Below are 15,112 nucleotides of genomic sequence, written 5' to 3' on the forward strand. Positions count from 1 at the left end.
AAGCATGTAGTTTTAAAATGCAACCAAACAACCCGCTGCCGCCCACCCTGCAGGAGACACCATGCCAGCCCGTAAATCCTTGAACGAGCAACCTTGTCCCGTTGCGCGCTCTGTTGACCTGATCGGGGATCGCTGGTCCCTACTCATCGTGCGCGATGCCTTCGACGGCATGCGCCGCTTCAGCGACTTCCAGCGCAGCCTGGGCATGGCCAAAAACATCCTGTCCGACCGGCTGCGCAAGCTGGTCGATGCCGGCATCCTGGCCATGCAAGACGCATCGGATGGCTCGGCCTACCAGGAATATGTGCTGACACCGCAGGGCGAGAGTCTGTTTCCCGTGGTGGTGGCGCTGCGCCAATGGGGCGAACAGCACCTGTTTGCGCCCAGCGAACGCCATTCGGTGCTGATTGACAAGCGCACGGGCCAGCCGGTGCCCCCCATGGCACCGCACGCCCCGGATGGCACGGTCCTGCAGTCTGCCGCCACCGAGGTGCGCAAAGTGAACTGAGCCCATGCGCTGATGTGGGAACCACTCCGTCTGTGCAAGGTGCAAGCCATCGGACACAGCGGTGAAACCCGCCGACACCGGACCTCCCATGCCAAGAGTTGCGAAGAGGCTACACCTCGCTCTGCGGGCGCTCGTCGGCCAGCAATTGCCTCAATGCCTCTCTGGAGGCCGATTCATGCGGGGGCAGCCAGACCAGATGCGTCGTCACGTCGGCGTAGCGCCTGGGCAGCGGCAGCACCTGCAGCTGGGGCTCGGCGTGCACGGCCTTCAGGATGGAGCGCGGCATGATGCCAATCCCCGTGCCGGCAGCAACACAGGCCACGATGGCGTGGTACGACGCCAGCTCCAGGATGCGGTAAGGGACAACGCCGGTGCTGGCGAACCACTCTTCCAGGATGCGCCGATACGAACAGCCGCTGGAGAAGGCCACCACGGTACAGCGTGACAGCTGGGTCGGGTCCAGCACGCCGGTCGCCGAGCGCGCCGCAATGAGTACCAGCTCTTCATCGAATGCTTCCTGGGCAGCCAGTTCCGGGGCATGGAAGGGATCGGAGATGAATGCCGCATCCACTTCATACCGCTGCACCATGTCGATCAACCGCGAGGTGGACCCAGTGACCAGCTCAATGGACACATCCGGATAACGCTCGTGAAACCGGGACAGCACCGGTGGCAGCCGGGCCGCGGCCGTGCTTTCCAGCGTTCCCAGGCGCAGCGTGCCCTGGGGACCCCGCTGCAGCATGGCGGACTCGGCCTCCGACGACAGCCGCAGCAACCTCTCCGCATAGCCGCGCAACACCTCTCCTTCGGCGGAAAGGTTGAGCCGGTTGCCTTGCCGCAGAAAAAGCTGCACACCCAGGCGCTCCTCCAGGTTGCGAATGCGCGTGGTGACGTTGGACTGCACACGGTTCATCTGCCTGGCGGCCCGGGTGACGCTGCCGGTGTCCACCACCGACTTGAAGCAAGCCAGCGATTCCAGATCGATCTTTCTCATTTTGAGATTCCTTCATCATCAAAATTCAGTATTCATGATGATTATGTTTCTCTACAGTGCAGACTCTTCACCACTTCCACCATCTTCTGTGGGCACACCTCCTTTGCTACTGATCCAGGCCGGCACGCCGCCCGAGGACATTCGCGCCATCACCGGCGATCTTTCCCAATGGTTTCTGGCCGCCATCGGTTGCACACCTCAGAACGTGGAGATCGTGAAGGTATATGCAGGCGCTCCTTTGCCGGAGCCAGGCCGCCACCGCGCAGCGGTCATCACAGGATCGTGGTCCATGGTGACCGATCAGCTCCCGTGGAGCGAAACAACCGCCCAATGGATACGGCAGGCGGTGGCACGGGACATGCCTTTGCTGGGCGTTTGCTATGGACACCAGTTAATGGCCCATGCACTGGGGGGCACCGTTGGCTACCACGCGGGCGGCAGAGAGATGGGAAGCCTGGAGGTGGAGCAAATCACCGGTGCCGAACCCGACCCCTGGCTGGCCGGTTGCCCACCACGCTTTCAGGCCCATCTGACGCACCTGCAGACCATTCTGCGCTTGCCCGTGGGCGCCAAGGCACTGGCACGCTCAGACCACGATTCTCACCAGGTCGTGCGCTACACGCCCACGGCCGTGTCGATGCAGTTCCATCCGGAATTCACCCCGGAAATCATGGCCACCTGCATTCACGCAAGAGCCGATGTACTGCGCTCCGAAGGCCTGGACCCCAGGGCCATGCTGCAAAGCGTTGGCACCACCCCGGTGCCGCTGGAGCTGCTCCGGCGCTTTGTCGCATCCCATGCCGGCCTGGCTCCCACGGGCAAGGCCATGGCCTCGGCGCATGCCGCCGCAGCCCATCACCACGAACACGCTCAAGGAGCAGCGACATGAAGAAACTCGGCCTCATTGGCGGCATCGGCCCGGAATCCTCCGTGGCGTACTACCGCAAGATCATCCATGGCGTGCAGGCACAGGCGGGCAAGGAGAACCTGCCGCGCCTCTCGATAGAAAGCCTCAACGCCTTCACGGTGTTCAGCCTCTGCCGTGCACGCGAATTCGACCAGCTGGCCGACTACGTGCTCAGCGCCATCCGCAGCCTGGCCGCAGGAGGCGCGGACATGGCAGCCCTGACAGGCAATACGCCCAACATCGTCATGGAGCGCATCCTGCCGCTGTCACCCATCCCCATCGTGAGCGCCATCGACGCCACGTGCCACGCAGCCCAGCAGCGCGGGGCACGAAGAGTCGGCTTGCTCGGCACCGTGTTCACGATGACGAACACCTTCTTCAAGACGCCTTTTGAAGACCGGGGCATCCAGGTCATTGTGCCCAGCGCGCAGCAGATCGCACACATCCAGGCCAAGATCGAGGCAGAACTGGAACACGGCATTGTCAAAGAGGACACGCGCCAGGAGTTCATTGCCATCATCCAGGACCTGCAGCAGCGCGAAGGGATCGATCACGTCGCACTCGCCTGCACCGAGCTGCCGCTGATCCTGGGGGACGACAACAGCCCGGTTCCCTGCCTGGACACCGTCGACATCCACGTAGCGGCGTTGATCCGGGCCGTGGTTTCCAGCTGAGCGAACAGCCATCCAAGGACGGTGGCTCACGCCCGCAGACAAAGGCTGTGGGCATTTGCCTGTGACGGCGTGCCGAACGCCCCTGCCCGCATGCGCGGCAGAGGAGTCTCAACCGAATGCGCACTTGGGCTCACCCACGCTGCGGTGCAAGAAAGCCCGGCGTCCTGCCCCAGCAATGGGCGCGCGGACAGCACACGTCCACTCCATCAAACCGCTCTTGAAAGAGCATGGAGCACATGGAACACATGGAACACACGGAGCACACGGAGCACATGCAACCGGCAGCCGAACCACGGAGCAACCGGTTGCACGGCATGCACTTACGCCTTGCGCGTCCCCCACGCCAGGCATGCCATCCAGGCCGGGCGCCATGACAACGTCATCGCCACAGACAAGGCCGCAGCGGCCAGCATCATCACCCACACCAAGGCGGCCATCGATGCATGGTCAGCCTGCAGGCACAGCACCAAGCCCAGCGCCAGCCCAGCCGCACCCTGGGCACGCAGCCGCCACACCACGCTCTGTGGCTGCTCTGCCTGGAAAACCTGTTCCCAATGCCCGTCCATCGCCAGGGCCAGCCAGCCCATGCCTGCCCAGCAGGCCAGGCAGGCTGCCAGCAAAAACAGCGCAGCCGTCGGTCCTTCAAGCATGGGCGGCCTCCAGACGGTTCACCGAACCCACGGCCGCTGCACGCAGCGCCAGCTTGCGGGCAGCCACCACGGCCAAGGCCGCGCAGACCAACAGGCTCAGGTCCACGCCCGCCACCGGCCAGTAGGCCTCGCCCACGGTCTTCAACAGGTGGTCTCCTGTCGTGATCCAGTTCAGCCCCACGGCCAGTACCGCCATGGCGGCAACGGCCCAGCACTGCTCACGCCAGGCAGGGTTCGGCTGTCCGCTGGCAACGGGTGCGCTGCGCCAGAAGGCGTGCGCCATCGCTGCCACCCATCCGACCCAGAACAGGTATTGCTCCAGATCGCCCCGGGGCGGCCATCCGCTGGGCAGTGACACGGGCAGCAGGCGGTTGGCAATCAGGATGGTGCAGGTGGCAATCAACATGCCCGTGACGGTGGTCACCGCCAGGGCATCCACAATGCGGCTGCCCTGCCGGCCTTGCTTGGCGTGCTGCTTCTTGCGTTTTTCGACAAAGAAAATGAAACCCGTGGCAATGCAGACGCAGCCCATCAGCCCACCCAGCACGTACAGCCAGCGAAGCAGCCAGTGGCGGAAGTGCTGCAGGTGCAGCCCTGTCAGAAAGGTGTTGAGGCTGTCCACCGCGGTACGGGGCGGGTCTTCACGCAGTACCTCCCCGGTACTGGCCTTGAAATGGATGCCGTCGCCCACCAGCGCGATGCGGTCCGTACCGGCACGGAAGACGCTGACATAACCATTGGCATCGCCCACGTGGCGCAGCGAGAGCAGCCCCACCTCGCCGGCCATGCCCTTGGCGGCCCATCGCCGCTGGGCTTCACGCACCATCTCATCCACCGACGCCAGTGGCGCCGCCACGCCGGCACGGTCATGCGGCAGCCCTGTGGTCTGCGCCTCATGCTGCTCGTGCAACTCGTGCAGCGGCTCCAGCTGGGTGTGCGACACCGGGAAATAGATCCCCGCGAAGATCACCAGCCCGGTGAAGGCGAAGAAGAAGTGAAACGGTAGCGCCAGCACGCCCATCATGTTGTGCAGGTCCAGCACGCTGCGCTGCACTGCCTTCTTGGGACGGAAAGTGAAAAACTCGCGGAAGAACTTGCGGTGCATGACCACGCCGGTCACCAGTGCCACCAGCATCATCAGGGCCGCGAATCCGACAATCCAGAAGCCCAGCCCCTTCCAGTAGAAGGTCAGGCTGTAGTGCAGGGGATAGAGGAAACCGCTGCCGATCTTGAGCTGGTCATCCGGCAATGCGCTGCCACTGCGCGGGTCGATGGTGCGGTTGCCCCGGACCCCGTCATCGGGATTCTTGGCATTGGGCACCACATAGCCCGCAAACAGGCTCAGCATCGGGTCCCGGTGCGTGGTGTAGGCCCCCCAGTTGCGCACGGTATCGAAGCGCTCGGGCATGGGGCCGTTCACCTTGTCCCGCATGAACTCGAGGCTTTGCTGGCTGGGCTTCATGTCCTCGAACACCGGCCGCAGCACCTTGTCAAAAGACGGCATGGGCTGCGGTGCGAAACGCGAGGCAGGAATGGCCCAGCGGTCAATTTCCCGATCGAACACCGACAGCGATCCGAAAAAGAAACACGCCATCAGCACAAATCCGAGGGCCAGACCAAACCATGTGTGCAGCCAGGTCATGGCATGGCGAAAACTTTGAAACATCAGCTCCACTCCTAAATCAACTGCGATTGCAGCAGCGAAGCCAGCACGGCCATGAGTGCGCCACCACCAGCAAGAACCAACCACACGCGCGACAGCCGTGGCGCCGCGAACGCCCAGAGAAAGACGATCAAATACAGCAGCATCCCCAGCAGGTAGCTGAGGTGCTCTGCATCGTGAAATTCCATGCCCAGCGCGAACATGCCGGCTGTCGTCAACGCGATAAAGCCCCAGGTCAGCATGTAGCCGCCCAGGACCGCAGCGGCAATGCGCAGCACGGCATGCCAAGGAGTGCGAGATGTCAAAGTGGACTTCATATCAAAATGGGTTCCCTGCGAGAAAACACACGCCATTCGCGTGCGACGTCCTGGTGTGCCACGCCGCGGTCCATGGCCAGCACCAAGGCACGATCGACCTTGGGTGGCAGCTGCCGCAGCAAGGCGTCGGTTTCATGCGGCGTCAGCAGCACGCTGGCCTGTGCTTCTCGGGGCGGCGCATATTCCTGCGGCCTGATGTCCAAGGTTAGCCAGGCCCGTTCGATCTCACTGTGCCGCTGCCTGTCAGTGCACAGGCCGTTGGCCACCGTGCGCAGACAGGCTGGTGATTCCAGCCCGGTGTTGAAGCTGCGGGGGCGGGCAATCAGCCGTACAAAGGTGTCGTGCGCCAGGTCTGCGGCATCTGTCGCATCATTCAGGCGATAGCGCAGCCAGCCGTGCAACCAACCATGGTGGTCGGTGTACAAGGTCTTGACCTGCTCTTGAAGCGTGAACTCTGCGGTACCCACAATGCCCTTCGCGCAGCTGTGATCCAAGATCTGCCACGTACAAATAGTTAATGAGAATTAATCTCATTGTATAAGATTTGTTTTGCATCTTGTTTCACCGCCGCGGCGCACTGACGCTCCCTCTGCGCAGGGTTCGCGTTCGCCTTACCGATCGCTTTGCAGAAAATGAAAGCGCATCAGCGTCCGCTGCCGGGCGCTGGCATGGTCCACCACAGGGTGCGGATAGTCCACGCCCAGCTGCACGCCGCAGGCCTGGAGCTCCAGCGGCTTCATTCCCGCCGGGAAATGGATGTGCTTGTCCGGCAGCCTGGCCAACTCCGGCACGTAACGGCGGATGAAGCGGCCATCCGGGTCAAACCGCTGTGACTGCGTGACAGGGTTGAAGATGCGGAACCAGGGCTGCGCATCGCAGCCAGTGGACGCCGCCCACTGCCAGCCGCCATTGTTGGCCGACAGGTCATAGTCGTTCAGGTGTTCGGCAAAGTGCCGCTCGCCCCGGCGCCAATCGATGCCCAGGTCCTTGGTCAGAAAGCTGGCCACCACCATGCGCAAGCGGTTGTGCATATAGCCGGTCTGGTGCAGCTGGCGCATGGCAGCATCCACCAAAGGGTAGCCGGTGCGGGCCTCGCACCATGCCTGCCACAGCTGCGGCGCGTCGTCCCACAGCACGCGCTCGTATTCCGGGCGGAAGGACTGGGTGACCACATGCGGGTGGTGCCACAGAATCATGAAGTAGAAATCACGCCAGGCCAGCTCGGACAGCCAGGTCTGCGCGCCCTCATCCCCTTGCACGGCACGCTCCAGGGCTAGACCTGCCAGCGCCCGGATGGACACCGTGCCAAAGCGCAGGTGCACGGATAGATAGGACACGCCCTTGCGGCCGGGAAAGTCCCGTGCCTCCTGGTAGGCATGCATGCGCGGCAGAAAATCCTGCAACAGCTGCTGCGCACCGTCCATGCCCGCCGGCATGGGCAAGGTCTGCAGATTGGTGCGTTCAAACCCCAGCTGCTCCAGCGCCGGCAAGCGTTCCTCCGCAGGGATCGGGGCCAGATGGTGGGCGTAGCGCGCTACCGGGTAGGGCTTGAGCTGAAAGGCGTCCAGCTTTTGCAGCCATGCCCGCTTGTAGGGCGTGAACACGCTGTAGGGCTGGCCTTGCTGCGTCAGCACCTCGTCCCGGTCCAGCAACACCTGGTCCTTGTAGTCGCTGAAAGCGATGCCCACTCCCCCCAGGTCCTGGGCCACCCGCTGGTCCCGTGCAATGGCCTCAGGCTCATAGTCGCGGTTGGCCAGCACTTCCTGCACGCCCAGGCTGCGGGCCAGTTGCACAATGCATTGAGCAGCGCTGCCATGCCGCACGATCAGCCCGCCACCCGGGACGCCCGCACCGGCAGACAAGGCCTGCAGCGCACCGTGCAACTGCAGCACGCTGGCGTGGATGAACTCCACGCGCCGGTCCTGCTTGCGGGGGAGCGCGTCCAGGATGTCGGTGTCGAAGACAAAGGCGCAATACACCCGCTCGAAGCGGCGCAACGCGTGATAAAGCGCGGCATGGTCATCGCAGCGCAGATCGCGCCGCAGCCACACCAGGGCGCAGGAATTCGCCATGGCAGAAGAAAACGAAAGCTGGGCTGAGCATTGAAGCACAACAGGGCGCGGGCTGCAGCCAAAGTCCACGACAGCGCCGCCGTGCGCCTGGCTTCATCCTGGTGAAGGCTTGCATGCCCAGCACGCCGGCCTCAGCTGCGCATGCTCTGGCGACCATGCCCGTTCCAGGGCTTCCCCCCAGGTTTGTGTAGTCATCACGTCCGTTGACATTGAAGTGACTTTAATCTTTACGCTTGCACCATAAAGACTTCACCACCACTTCGTCGACTCCCCCATGCCCACCCGCCCTCCCTCACCCCAGCCGTCCTCTTGGCTCTCTCTGCGCGTGCCACCTTTGGCACTGTTTGCGCTGTTCGCCGCTGCCATCTGGCTGCTGCCCGACCTGCTGCCCATCCGGCTGCCTGGCGCCGGGATGGTCGCCGCCGTGCTGGCAGCCGTGGGCGGAGGCTTCTGCCTGGCTGGCGTGCTGGAATTCCGCCGTGCACGGACTACTGTCAACCCGGTCAACCCAGCCTCATCTTCAGCACTGGTGGTGCGCGGGGTCTATCGCCTGACACGCAACCCCATGTACCTGGGCTTTGCGTTGCTGCTGCTGGCTTTTGCCCTAGGGCTGGGCAAGCTGTCCGGGCTGCTTGCAGTCACAGTGTTCATGGCCTACCTGCAGCATTTCCAGATTCGCCCTGAAGAAGCCGCGCTGCGCGCGCGTTTCGGCCCCGCGTTCGATCGCTATTGCCAGCAGGTGCGCCGCTGGCTGTGAGCCAGTGACCTCAAAAAAACGACAGCCAGCACACACCGCTGGCACCGCTATACTGGCGGTCAAGGAGATGACGTTCCTCCTCAACCGCTGCGGCATGCAGCTAATGACGTCTACAGAACCTGACCTGGGTCGGGGCTGTAGGCGTTCGCGTATACGTCCCCCATTGGTCAGGCCGATTCCTTCGAGCTGTTGACCAATGCCCAAACTCTTCCCAACCGTCTCCTTCGCACTGCTGCCCCGCATGGGGATGTGGCTCGCCCTGGCCAGCGTGGTGGCCGCACTTGCCGGCACCGCCTCCGCCTTTTTTCTTTTTGCACTCGACCATGCCACCACCTGGCGTGATGCCCACCGTGGGGTGGTATGGCTGCTGCCATTCGCCGGCTTGGCGGTGGGCATGCTCTACCGCCAGGTGGGCCAGTCGGTCGATGGTGGCCTCAACCTCATCCTCGATGAGATCCACACGCCGAAAAAAGTGGTGCCGCTGCGCATGGTGCCATTGGTGCTGGCCAGCACGGTGGTGTCCCATGGGTTCGGCGCCTCAGTAGGCCGCGAGGGAACCGCCGTCCAGATGGGCGCCGCACTCGCCGACCAGCTGACCACTGTTTTCCGGCTGGCACCGCACGACCGGCGCATCCTGCTCATGGCAGGGATGAGCGCAGGCTTTGCCTCGGTCTTCGGCACACCGCTGGCGGGCGCCGTCTTTGGCCTGGAGGTGCTGACGATGGGGCGCATGCGTTACGACGCGCTGTTCCCGTGCGTGGTCGCTGCCATTCTGGCCGACCAGGTGGGGCTTGCCTGGGGCATCCACCATACCCACTATGCGGTGCTGGACGTCGTGCCTGTGGGCTGGTGGAGCGTGCTGGCCGTTGCCATCGCCGGGGTCCTCTTCGGGCTCGTCGGCATGCTGTTTGCAAAGACCACCCGCGCAATCGGCGCCTTCATGAAACACCGCGTGCCGTATGCGCCGCTGCGCCCCTTCATCAGCGGCATCGCCATTGCAACAGCCGTGTGGGGGCTGGATGCCTACCGCTACATCGGCCTGGGCATCCCCGACATCCTGCAGGCATTCCACGCCCCCGTCCGGCCGTGGGACTTCCTGGGCAAGCTGCTGTTCACAGCCACATCCGTCGGCAGCGGGTTCAAGGGCGGTGAAGTCACGCCGCTGTTCTACATCGGCGCCACGCTGGGGAATGCGCTGGCCCCGCTGCTGCACATGCCGCTGGCGATGATGGCTGGCCTCGGTTTTGTCGCCGTGTTTGCGGGGGCGGCGAATACCCCCATCGCCACCATCCTGATGGCGCTGGAGCTGTTCGGCCCGCAGATCGGTCCATTTGCCGCCATCGCCTGTGTGGCAGCCTATCTGTGCTCCGGGCATGCCGGCATCTACCAGGCGCAGCGCATCGGGCGCAGCAAGCACCGCCTGCACCGGCAAGCCGGGCAGCCATGAGCACCTGTGGGCACCCCGGTTCTGCCAAGGCATGCGATCTTGGCCCCTCCAAGACCGCATGCCAGCACATTCACGATTTTTCTTTGAGCTCGTTGATTGAATCCAGTACGTACAAAGTCGTAGACCAGATGACGTAAACAAACAGGAGCATGCCCAAAAAGGGAATCAGGGTGAGAATGACAAACAGCGGTACGCTTCTTTGGGTTCTTTTTGCAACCTGCGCTGCAAAGATGGCATAAATCCCCTGAATCAGCATCATGGGAATCAGGCTGATGAGTGTGTGCGAAATGGACGTATCCAAAATACTTTTCCTTGAATATGGGTCTTCAAAATAAAAAATCTAGCGCCATGAAATCATGCCACGCTCAAACTCGTCCTGTGCGCCGTCCAGATACCGCAACGGGCTGACTTCCTGGTTTCGCTGCCGGTGTGCAATGCCAAACACGGCACCCCATACGGGGCCATTTTCAAGCTGAAGATCTATCCGCTCTCCTATATGGCACACCACAGGGAAGAAAAAGGTCCGAGCATGAACCTGTGAAAGCACTATAACGTGCGCAACTTGGAGCGAGGCGCAAGGTATTCGGGTGTGGCGAAACGACACGGTTTGCGGATTTACCGGAAAATTTCACAGCCCCATGCAGATTCTCGTGGTGCATCAGAACCCGCAGGTGATCAGGCACCGTGCAGCCCTATGAATATGGGCATCAGCATAGTCTCCCCCACACCCTGCTTCTCCTGAATATGAGGGATAGCCGCTCCGAACGGGCTACGCCACCATGGAGTATTCCCGCATGGTGCCTGCCATTGCGCTCCATGCGCCAGTGCGCTGTGCTGCCGGTCTGACAGACCGCCTCTTCTCCAGCACCTGCCCGCCCCCCTCAGCACACCAGGGGCAGCCGCCTACACTGCTGGCTTTGTCACCTTTTCCTGCACCGCCATGACTTCCTTTGCCGATCTCCCGCTGCACCTGCCCACCCACTGCCAGAGCGTGCCACTGGACAAGTGCTACCGCCTGCTGAACCACGGGCCCACGGTGCTGGTGTCGGCTGCGCACGCTGGCGAAGCGAATGTGATGGCCGCTGCCTGGGCCTGCGCGCTGGACTTTGCTCCACCCAAGGTAACGGTGGTGCTGGACAAGCAGACCCGCACCCGGGCATTGGTGGAGGCCAGCGGCCAGTTCGTGCTGCAGTTGCCCACCCGCGCCCAGGCCCGGCTGACACTGGATGTGGGCACCGACAGCGCCCTGCAGCACCCGGACAAGCTGCAGCGCCACGGCGTGGAGCTGTTCCGCGCGCCCGCCGCACCCGGCGCCCCGCTGGTGGCCGGCTGCGCCGGCTGGCTGGTGTGTCGCCTCATTCCCGAGCCGCACAACCAGCAGGCCTACGACCTGTTCATTGGCGAAGTGACGGCCGCCTGGGCCGATGAACGCGTGTTCCAGCAGGGCCGCTGGAAATTCGACACCGCGCCGGACGATCTGCGCACCCTGCACTATGTGGCGGGCGGCCAGTTCTATGTCACCGGCGACAGCCTGCAACTGCCCAGCAGCATGCCGGAGTAAGGCGCGGCGGCTGCGGGTCGCCCCTGCGGGCCATGCGCAGTGGCTTCCCCGGTGCCATTGCCATTGTCATGGCCGTTGAAGTGAGGGCAATCGCTTCAGTTGGCACAACCACCCTCCAGAAACACACAGCGCCCACACAGGGCGCCATGTTTTTGTACCGCAGCGGAAGGCGGCACCGCTCAGCGGTTGCGCTCTTTGTCCTTGTCTTCACCCAGGCCCAGACGGTCCATCAGCCCTCCCGTGTTCACATCGGCGCTGGGGCCCTGGCCGGTAGCTGCCTCCACGCCGCCCATGAAATAGTTCATGGCCGTGAAGGCGCGGCTGGTTTCTTCGCCGCTGTTGATGGTTTCATCCACATTGCCGCCTTCGGTATAGACGCGCACCCAGGTACGTGGCGAATAGGCCAGGCGCTCCATGGTGCGCAGCGGTACGTCAAACGCCGTGGCCGGATAGCCTTGCTGCATGGCTGCAGTCTGCGAGCGCGAACGCACGCGCAGCACTTCGCCGCTGCCAAAGTGGAAATCCGCCCCCGTCACTGCAGCCTGCTGGTTGGGCAAACCAATGCTCAGCACGGCCTGCCCCTTCTTGGCGGCGGTCCAGGATGCCGCCAGCGTGGGGCATTGCGGGCGGCTGCATTGCACCTTCTCGGGGGCCACGGTCACGGTCTTGACGCCCTTGGCATCCACACCCTGCTGCACCTGCGGCACCAGTGCCTGCTTGCTTGCACACCCTGCCACCACCAGGGCACCCAGCACCCCTGCCAGCCAGAACTTCATATCGCTCACTCCAGATCCAAAACCCGCATGGTGCCATGCCTGACAGCCCCCAGGGCAAAAGCCACAGTGCAGCCCTGTCCACGGCAGGCGTCTTGACCTCGGAACCGGTCCATGTGGGGCGCCAGAGACGAAGCCATCTTCCGCCCGCGGCGCGCTCCATACGGCCAGGCAATGTCAGACACTGCCAGACACTGCGTGTGGCTCCTGGCACCAGGCTGCGTGCGTAACCTGCTCCCCTAGCGCAGTGCGCGCAAGACCAGCTCGTACAGCTCATCATGGCTGTGCTGGATATGAATGGCTTCGCCGTTCAGAAAAAAGGCCGGCGTGCCATCCACCCCGCTGCGCTCCCCGCCGTCGATATCGGCACGGATGCGTGCTTCCAGGTGCCCGCCGGCCATGGCCGGCCCCAGTTCCTCCGCATTCAGTTGCAGCGTCTGCAGCAAGCGCCCGTACAGCGGCGGCCCCAGGGTCGCCTGGTGGCTGTAGAGCCAGTCGTGCGCCTTCCAGAAGCTGTCGTACTGGCCCGCGAACTCCGCCACCAAGGCCGCCGGCAGCGCCTGGGCGTGCATAGGCAGTGGAAAGTTGCGGAACACCACCGCCACCCGGTCCCCCAGCTCCTGGCGAATGCGCTGCAAGGACGGCTCCGCCATGCCGCAGTACGGGCACTGGTAATCGCCATAGACCACCAGCACCACGGCGGCATCACGCGGGCCATGGACATGGTCATGGGCCGAAACAGGGACTTGCAGTGCAGACATGAACCAGCTCCTCCATCACAGCGGCAGCAGGAAAAAATGGGACAGGGCAGAACACAACAGGCCCCACCTGCCGCACAGCCGCCATGCTGGCATGGGCGGGCACCCACAGAGCTTGGGGACTTCCCCTCACTCCCGTCCGCCATCCGTCTGCCACCGCTGCAGGCCGGTGCAGGCTGGTGCCACATCGGGCTGCACGCTGCGGCACAGGCCTACGCCTGCTGCAGCGCGTGCCTGCCTACGATGGACAGGTGCACTCGCGCCTGCCCGGGCGACATGGCGCGGGACGGGCCGGCAGCGCACACCCCACGACCAGAACAGGAGCTCACCATGGGCCGCGAAACCGTTTCCTCCACCAACGTCACCGTCACCTTCGACGGCCAGCGCTGCATCCACTCGCGCCACTGCGTGCTGGACCGCCCGGACGTGTTTGTGCCCAATGTCAAGGGCGCCTGGATCCACCCCGAACGTGCCACCCCAGATGAAGTGCTGGAGCTGGCACACAACTGCCCCTCCGGAGCCATCCAGTGCCAGCACCCGGACGGCACGGCCATGGAGCTGCCGCCGCTGGTCAACACCGTGCGCGTGCGCGAGAACGGGCCGCTGGCCTTCCATGCGGAACTGGTGGTGGCCGGCCGACCCGACGGCCTGCGCGCCACACTGTGCCGCTGCGGCGCGTCGCAGCTCAAGCCCTACTGTGACGGCAGCCACACTGCCGCCGGCTTCACCGCCACGGGGGAGCCGTCCACACAGGAATCCAACCCGCTGCCCCGACGCAACGGTCCGTTGCAGATAGACCCCACCACCAACGGCCCGCTGCAGGTGAGCGGCCCGCTCGAAGTGGTCAGCGGCACAGGCCGCACCATCACCCGGGTGACCGACACCTGGCTGTGCCGCTGCGGGCACTCCGCGAACAAGCCGTTTTGTGACGGCAGTCATGCGAAGGCGGGATTTGTCAGCGGGGATTGAACAGGCGCGGCCCGGCCGGCATGCCCCGGCAGCCCGAAGCGATGACGTGCCCAGGCTGGATCCGGGATGGGGTCAACGGCTCTCCATCCGCAGCGCCTCGATCACCAGCGTCAGCGCCGGGGAGGGTTGCCTGCGGTTGGCGTAATACAGGTGGTAGCCCGGGAAGCTGGGCCACCAGTCCTGCAGCACCGGCACCAGGGTACCCTGCTCAAAATGGGGCTGCAGCAGATCCAGTGGCACATAGGCCAGCCCCATGCCATCCAGTGCGGCGCGCAGCAGCCAGAATGTGTTGTTCACCGTGACCTGCCCCGTCACCCGCACATTCAGTGCCTGGCCCCCTTTTTCAAACTCCCAGGCGTACAGCCCTCCGTAGGTGGGCAGGCGCAGATTGATGCAGCGGTGCCCGGTCAGATCAGCGGGACTGAGTGGCAGTTGGCGGCCTTCCAGATAGGCCGGCGATGCCGCCACCGCCATGCGCAGGTCCGGGCTGATGCGCACGGCAATCATGTCCTTGTCCAGTTGGTTGCCGGAGCGCACCCCGGCATCAAAGCGCTCGGCCACGATATCGGTCATGGCGTAGTCCACCGCAAACTCCACCTGGATATCGGGATAGGCATGCAACAGCGGCAGCAACCTGGGCCAGAGCACGGTGGTGATGGCGTGGTCGTGGGTGGAGATCCGCACCGTGCCCGCCGGCTTGTCACGCCATGCCGCCAGCGCGGCCAGCTCGGCATCGATGTCGTCCAGCCGGGGCGCCAGCGTGTGCAGCAGACGCTCGCCCGCCTCCGTGACCGACACACTGCGTGTGGTGCGGGTGAGCAGGCGCACCCCCAGCCGCTCTTCCAGCGTCCGCATGCTGTGGCTCAGCGCGGAACGCGACAGTCCCATCTGCGCCGCCGCCTTGGTAAAGCTCTGCGCGCGCGCCACGGCCACAAAGGCCTGCAGGTCATTCAGGTTCTCGGACATCATTGTTGAGCCAGTTTCACTAGTTCATGCAGATTTTGCCGTCTATTCAATCAAGTCAGCACCTTCTACAGTGAATCGCACGATGTTCAAGGTTTG

Annotated in this window: 17 protein-coding genes and 1 riboswitch; of the genes, 7 read left to right on the forward strand and 10 right to left on the reverse strand. The window is 63.9% G+C overall.

Translation table 11 applies throughout. The annotated features are described in order from the left end of the window. Window positions 1–61: 61 nt before the first annotated feature. Complete coding sequence (locus QM470_RS09745; protein ID WP_283339116.1) at window positions 62–508, forward strand: winged helix-turn-helix transcriptional regulator; 447 nt, start codon at window positions 62–64, stop codon at window positions 506–508. Window positions 509–617: 109 nt separating this feature from the next. On the opposite strand, the gene QM470_RS09750 is transcribed toward QM470_RS09745, so the two are convergent. Next, window positions 618–1,502, reverse strand: coding sequence for a LysR family transcriptional regulator (locus QM470_RS09750; protein WP_283339117.1), 885 nt, complete (start codon window positions 1,500–1,502; stop codon window positions 618–620). Window positions 1,503–1,536: 34 nt separating this feature from the next. Between QM470_RS09750 and QM470_RS09755 the strand changes: the two genes are divergently transcribed. Continuing rightward, window positions 1,537–2,391 (forward strand): glutamine amidotransferase, encoded by an 855-nt coding sequence (locus QM470_RS09755; protein WP_283339118.1) that lies wholly within the window; start codon window positions 1,537–1,539, stop codon window positions 2,389–2,391. After that, a complete protein-coding gene (locus QM470_RS09760) occupies window positions 2,388–3,083 on the forward strand; it encodes an aspartate/glutamate racemase family protein (protein WP_283339119.1) in 696 nt (231 codons plus the stop codon). Before QM470_RS09755 ends, QM470_RS09760 begins: the two co-directional genes overlap by 4 nt. Before the next feature lie 320 nt (window positions 3,084–3,403). Here the strand turns inward: QM470_RS09760 and QM470_RS09765 are convergent, their stop codons facing one another. From QM470_RS09765 to QM470_RS09785, 5 genes are all read right to left on the reverse strand, one after another. Continuing rightward, window positions 3,404–3,733, reverse strand: coding sequence for a DUF3325 domain-containing protein (locus tag QM470_RS09765; RefSeq protein WP_283339120.1), 330 nt, complete (start codon window positions 3,731–3,733; stop codon window positions 3,404–3,406). Further along, a complete protein-coding gene (locus tag QM470_RS09770; RefSeq protein ID WP_283339121.1) occupies window positions 3,726–5,399 on the reverse strand; it encodes a PepSY-associated TM helix domain-containing protein in 1,674 nt (557 codons plus the stop codon). Before QM470_RS09770 ends, QM470_RS09765 begins: the two co-directional genes overlap by 8 nt. An 11-nt stretch (window positions 5,400–5,410) precedes the next feature. Then, on the reverse strand, window positions 5,411–5,713 hold the full coding sequence (locus QM470_RS09775; protein WP_283339122.1) for an iron uptake protein: 303 nt from the start codon (window positions 5,711–5,713) through the stop codon (window positions 5,411–5,413). Next, entirely contained in the window at window positions 5,710–6,138 is a 429-nt protein-coding gene (locus QM470_RS09780) for a sigma factor (RefSeq protein WP_283339123.1), read from the reverse strand. The genes QM470_RS09775 and QM470_RS09780 overlap by 4 nt, the downstream gene beginning before the upstream one ends. Window positions 6,139–6,324: 186 nt before the next feature. Next, entirely contained in the window at window positions 6,325–7,785 is a 1,461-nt protein-coding gene (locus QM470_RS09785) for a cryptochrome/photolyase family protein (protein ID WP_283339124.1), read from the reverse strand. Window positions 7,786–8,059: 274 nt separating this feature from the next. Between QM470_RS09785 and QM470_RS09790 the strand changes: the two genes are divergently transcribed. Together QM470_RS09790 and QM470_RS09795 are read left to right on the forward strand one after the other, a co-directional pair. Beyond that, a complete protein-coding gene (locus QM470_RS09790; RefSeq protein ID WP_283339125.1) occupies window positions 8,060–8,542 on the forward strand; it encodes a methyltransferase family protein in 483 nt (160 codons plus the stop codon). A 54-nt stretch (window positions 8,543–8,596) separates the two neighbouring features. Next, window positions 8,597–8,662: riboswitch (Fluoride riboswitch) on the forward strand. 121 nt (window positions 8,663–8,783) lie between these two features. Further along, window positions 8,784–9,989 carry a voltage-gated chloride channel family protein gene (locus QM470_RS09795; RefSeq protein WP_283339126.1) on the forward strand — a complete coding sequence of 402 codons (1,206 nt, stop codon included), beginning with the start codon at window positions 8,784–8,786 and terminating at the stop codon, window positions 9,987–9,989. A gap of 70 nt (window positions 9,990–10,059) precedes the next feature. Here the strand turns inward: QM470_RS09795 and QM470_RS09800 are convergent, their stop codons facing one another. Beyond that, window positions 10,060–10,290 carry a hypothetical protein gene (locus QM470_RS09800; RefSeq protein ID WP_283339127.1) on the reverse strand — a complete coding sequence of 77 codons (231 nt, stop codon included), beginning with the start codon at window positions 10,288–10,290 and terminating at the stop codon, window positions 10,060–10,062. Between the two features lie 639 nt (window positions 10,291–10,929). Here QM470_RS09800 and QM470_RS09805 point away from each other — a divergent pair. Then, entirely contained in the window at window positions 10,930–11,550 is a 621-nt protein-coding gene (locus QM470_RS09805; RefSeq protein ID WP_283339128.1) for a flavin reductase family protein, read from the forward strand. Between the two features lie 179 nt (window positions 11,551–11,729). Here QM470_RS09805 and QM470_RS09810 read toward each other — a convergent pair whose 3' ends face one another. Beyond that, window positions 11,730–12,326: a hypothetical protein gene (locus QM470_RS09810; protein ID WP_218332521.1), complete on the reverse strand. Its 597-nt coding sequence runs from the start codon at window positions 12,324–12,326 to the stop codon at window positions 11,730–11,732. 236 nt (window positions 12,327–12,562) lie between these two features. Continuing rightward, on the reverse strand, window positions 12,563–13,084 hold the full coding sequence (locus QM470_RS09815) for a DsbA family protein (RefSeq protein ID WP_283339129.1): 522 nt from the start codon (window positions 13,082–13,084) through the stop codon (window positions 12,563–12,565). 327 nt (window positions 13,085–13,411) lie between these two features. On the opposite strand from QM470_RS09815, the gene QM470_RS09820 reads away from it, so the two are divergent. Beyond that, on the forward strand, window positions 13,412–14,050 hold the full coding sequence (locus QM470_RS09820) for a CDGSH iron-sulfur domain-containing protein (protein ID WP_218332523.1): 639 nt from the start codon (window positions 13,412–13,414) through the stop codon (window positions 14,048–14,050). 72 nt (window positions 14,051–14,122) lie between these two features. Here QM470_RS09820 and QM470_RS09825 read toward each other — a convergent pair whose 3' ends face one another. Further along, window positions 14,123–15,019 carry a LysR family transcriptional regulator gene (locus QM470_RS09825; RefSeq protein ID WP_283339130.1) on the reverse strand — a complete coding sequence of 299 codons (897 nt, stop codon included), beginning with the start codon at window positions 15,017–15,019 and terminating at the stop codon, window positions 14,123–14,125. Window positions 15,020–15,112 lie beyond the last annotated feature (93 nt).

Origin of the sequence: Comamonas sp. 17RB (genome assembly GCF_030056555.1) — a bacterium.
GTDB lineage: Bacteria > Pseudomonadota > Gammaproteobacteria > Burkholderiales > Burkholderiaceae_C > Comamonas > Comamonas terrigena.

Excerpts from the sequence above, each read along its gene's own strand:
- QM470_RS09745 (WP_283339116.1), top strand. The coding sequence starts at position 62 with ATGCCAGCCCGTAAATCCTTGAACGAGCAACCTTGTCCCGTTGCGCGC.
- QM470_RS09750 (WP_283339117.1), bottom strand. The coding sequence starts at position 1,502 with ATGAGAAAGATCGATCTGGAATCGCTGGCTTGCTTCAAGTCGGTGGTG.
- QM470_RS09755 (WP_283339118.1), top strand. The coding sequence starts at position 1,537 with ATGATGATTATGTTTCTCTACAGTGCAGACTCTTCACCACTTCCACCA.
- QM470_RS09760 (WP_283339119.1), top strand. The coding sequence starts at position 2,388 with ATGAAGAAACTCGGCCTCATTGGCGGCATCGGCCCGGAATCCTCCGTG.
- QM470_RS09765 (WP_283339120.1), bottom strand. The coding sequence starts at position 3,733 with ATGCTTGAAGGACCGACGGCTGCGCTGTTTTTGCTGGCAGCCTGCCTG.
- QM470_RS09770 (WP_283339121.1), bottom strand. The coding sequence starts at position 5,399 with ATGTTTCAAAGTTTTCGCCATGCCATGACCTGGCTGCACACATGGTTT.
- QM470_RS09775 (WP_283339122.1), bottom strand. The coding sequence starts at position 5,713 with ATGAAGTCCACTTTGACATCTCGCACTCCTTGGCATGCCGTGCTGCGC.
- QM470_RS09785 (WP_283339124.1), bottom strand. The coding sequence starts at position 7,785 with ATGGCGAATTCCTGCGCCCTGGTGTGGCTGCGGCGCGATCTGCGCTGC.
- QM470_RS09790 (WP_283339125.1), top strand. The coding sequence starts at position 8,060 with ATGCCCACCCGCCCTCCCTCACCCCAGCCGTCCTCTTGGCTCTCTCTG.
- QM470_RS09795 (WP_283339126.1), top strand. The coding sequence starts at position 8,784 with ATGGGGATGTGGCTCGCCCTGGCCAGCGTGGTGGCCGCACTTGCCGGC.
- QM470_RS09805 (WP_283339128.1), top strand. The coding sequence starts at position 10,930 with ATGACTTCCTTTGCCGATCTCCCGCTGCACCTGCCCACCCACTGCCAG.
- QM470_RS09810 (WP_218332521.1), bottom strand. The coding sequence starts at position 12,326 with ATGAAGTTCTGGCTGGCAGGGGTGCTGGGTGCCCTGGTGGTGGCAGGG.
- QM470_RS09815 (WP_283339129.1), bottom strand. The coding sequence starts at position 13,084 with ATGTCTGCACTGCAAGTCCCTGTTTCGGCCCATGACCATGTCCATGGC.
- QM470_RS09820 (WP_218332523.1), top strand. The coding sequence starts at position 13,412 with ATGGGCCGCGAAACCGTTTCCTCCACCAACGTCACCGTCACCTTCGAC.
- QM470_RS09825 (WP_283339130.1), bottom strand. The coding sequence starts at position 15,019 with ATGATGTCCGAGAACCTGAATGACCTGCAGGCCTTTGTGGCCGTGGCG.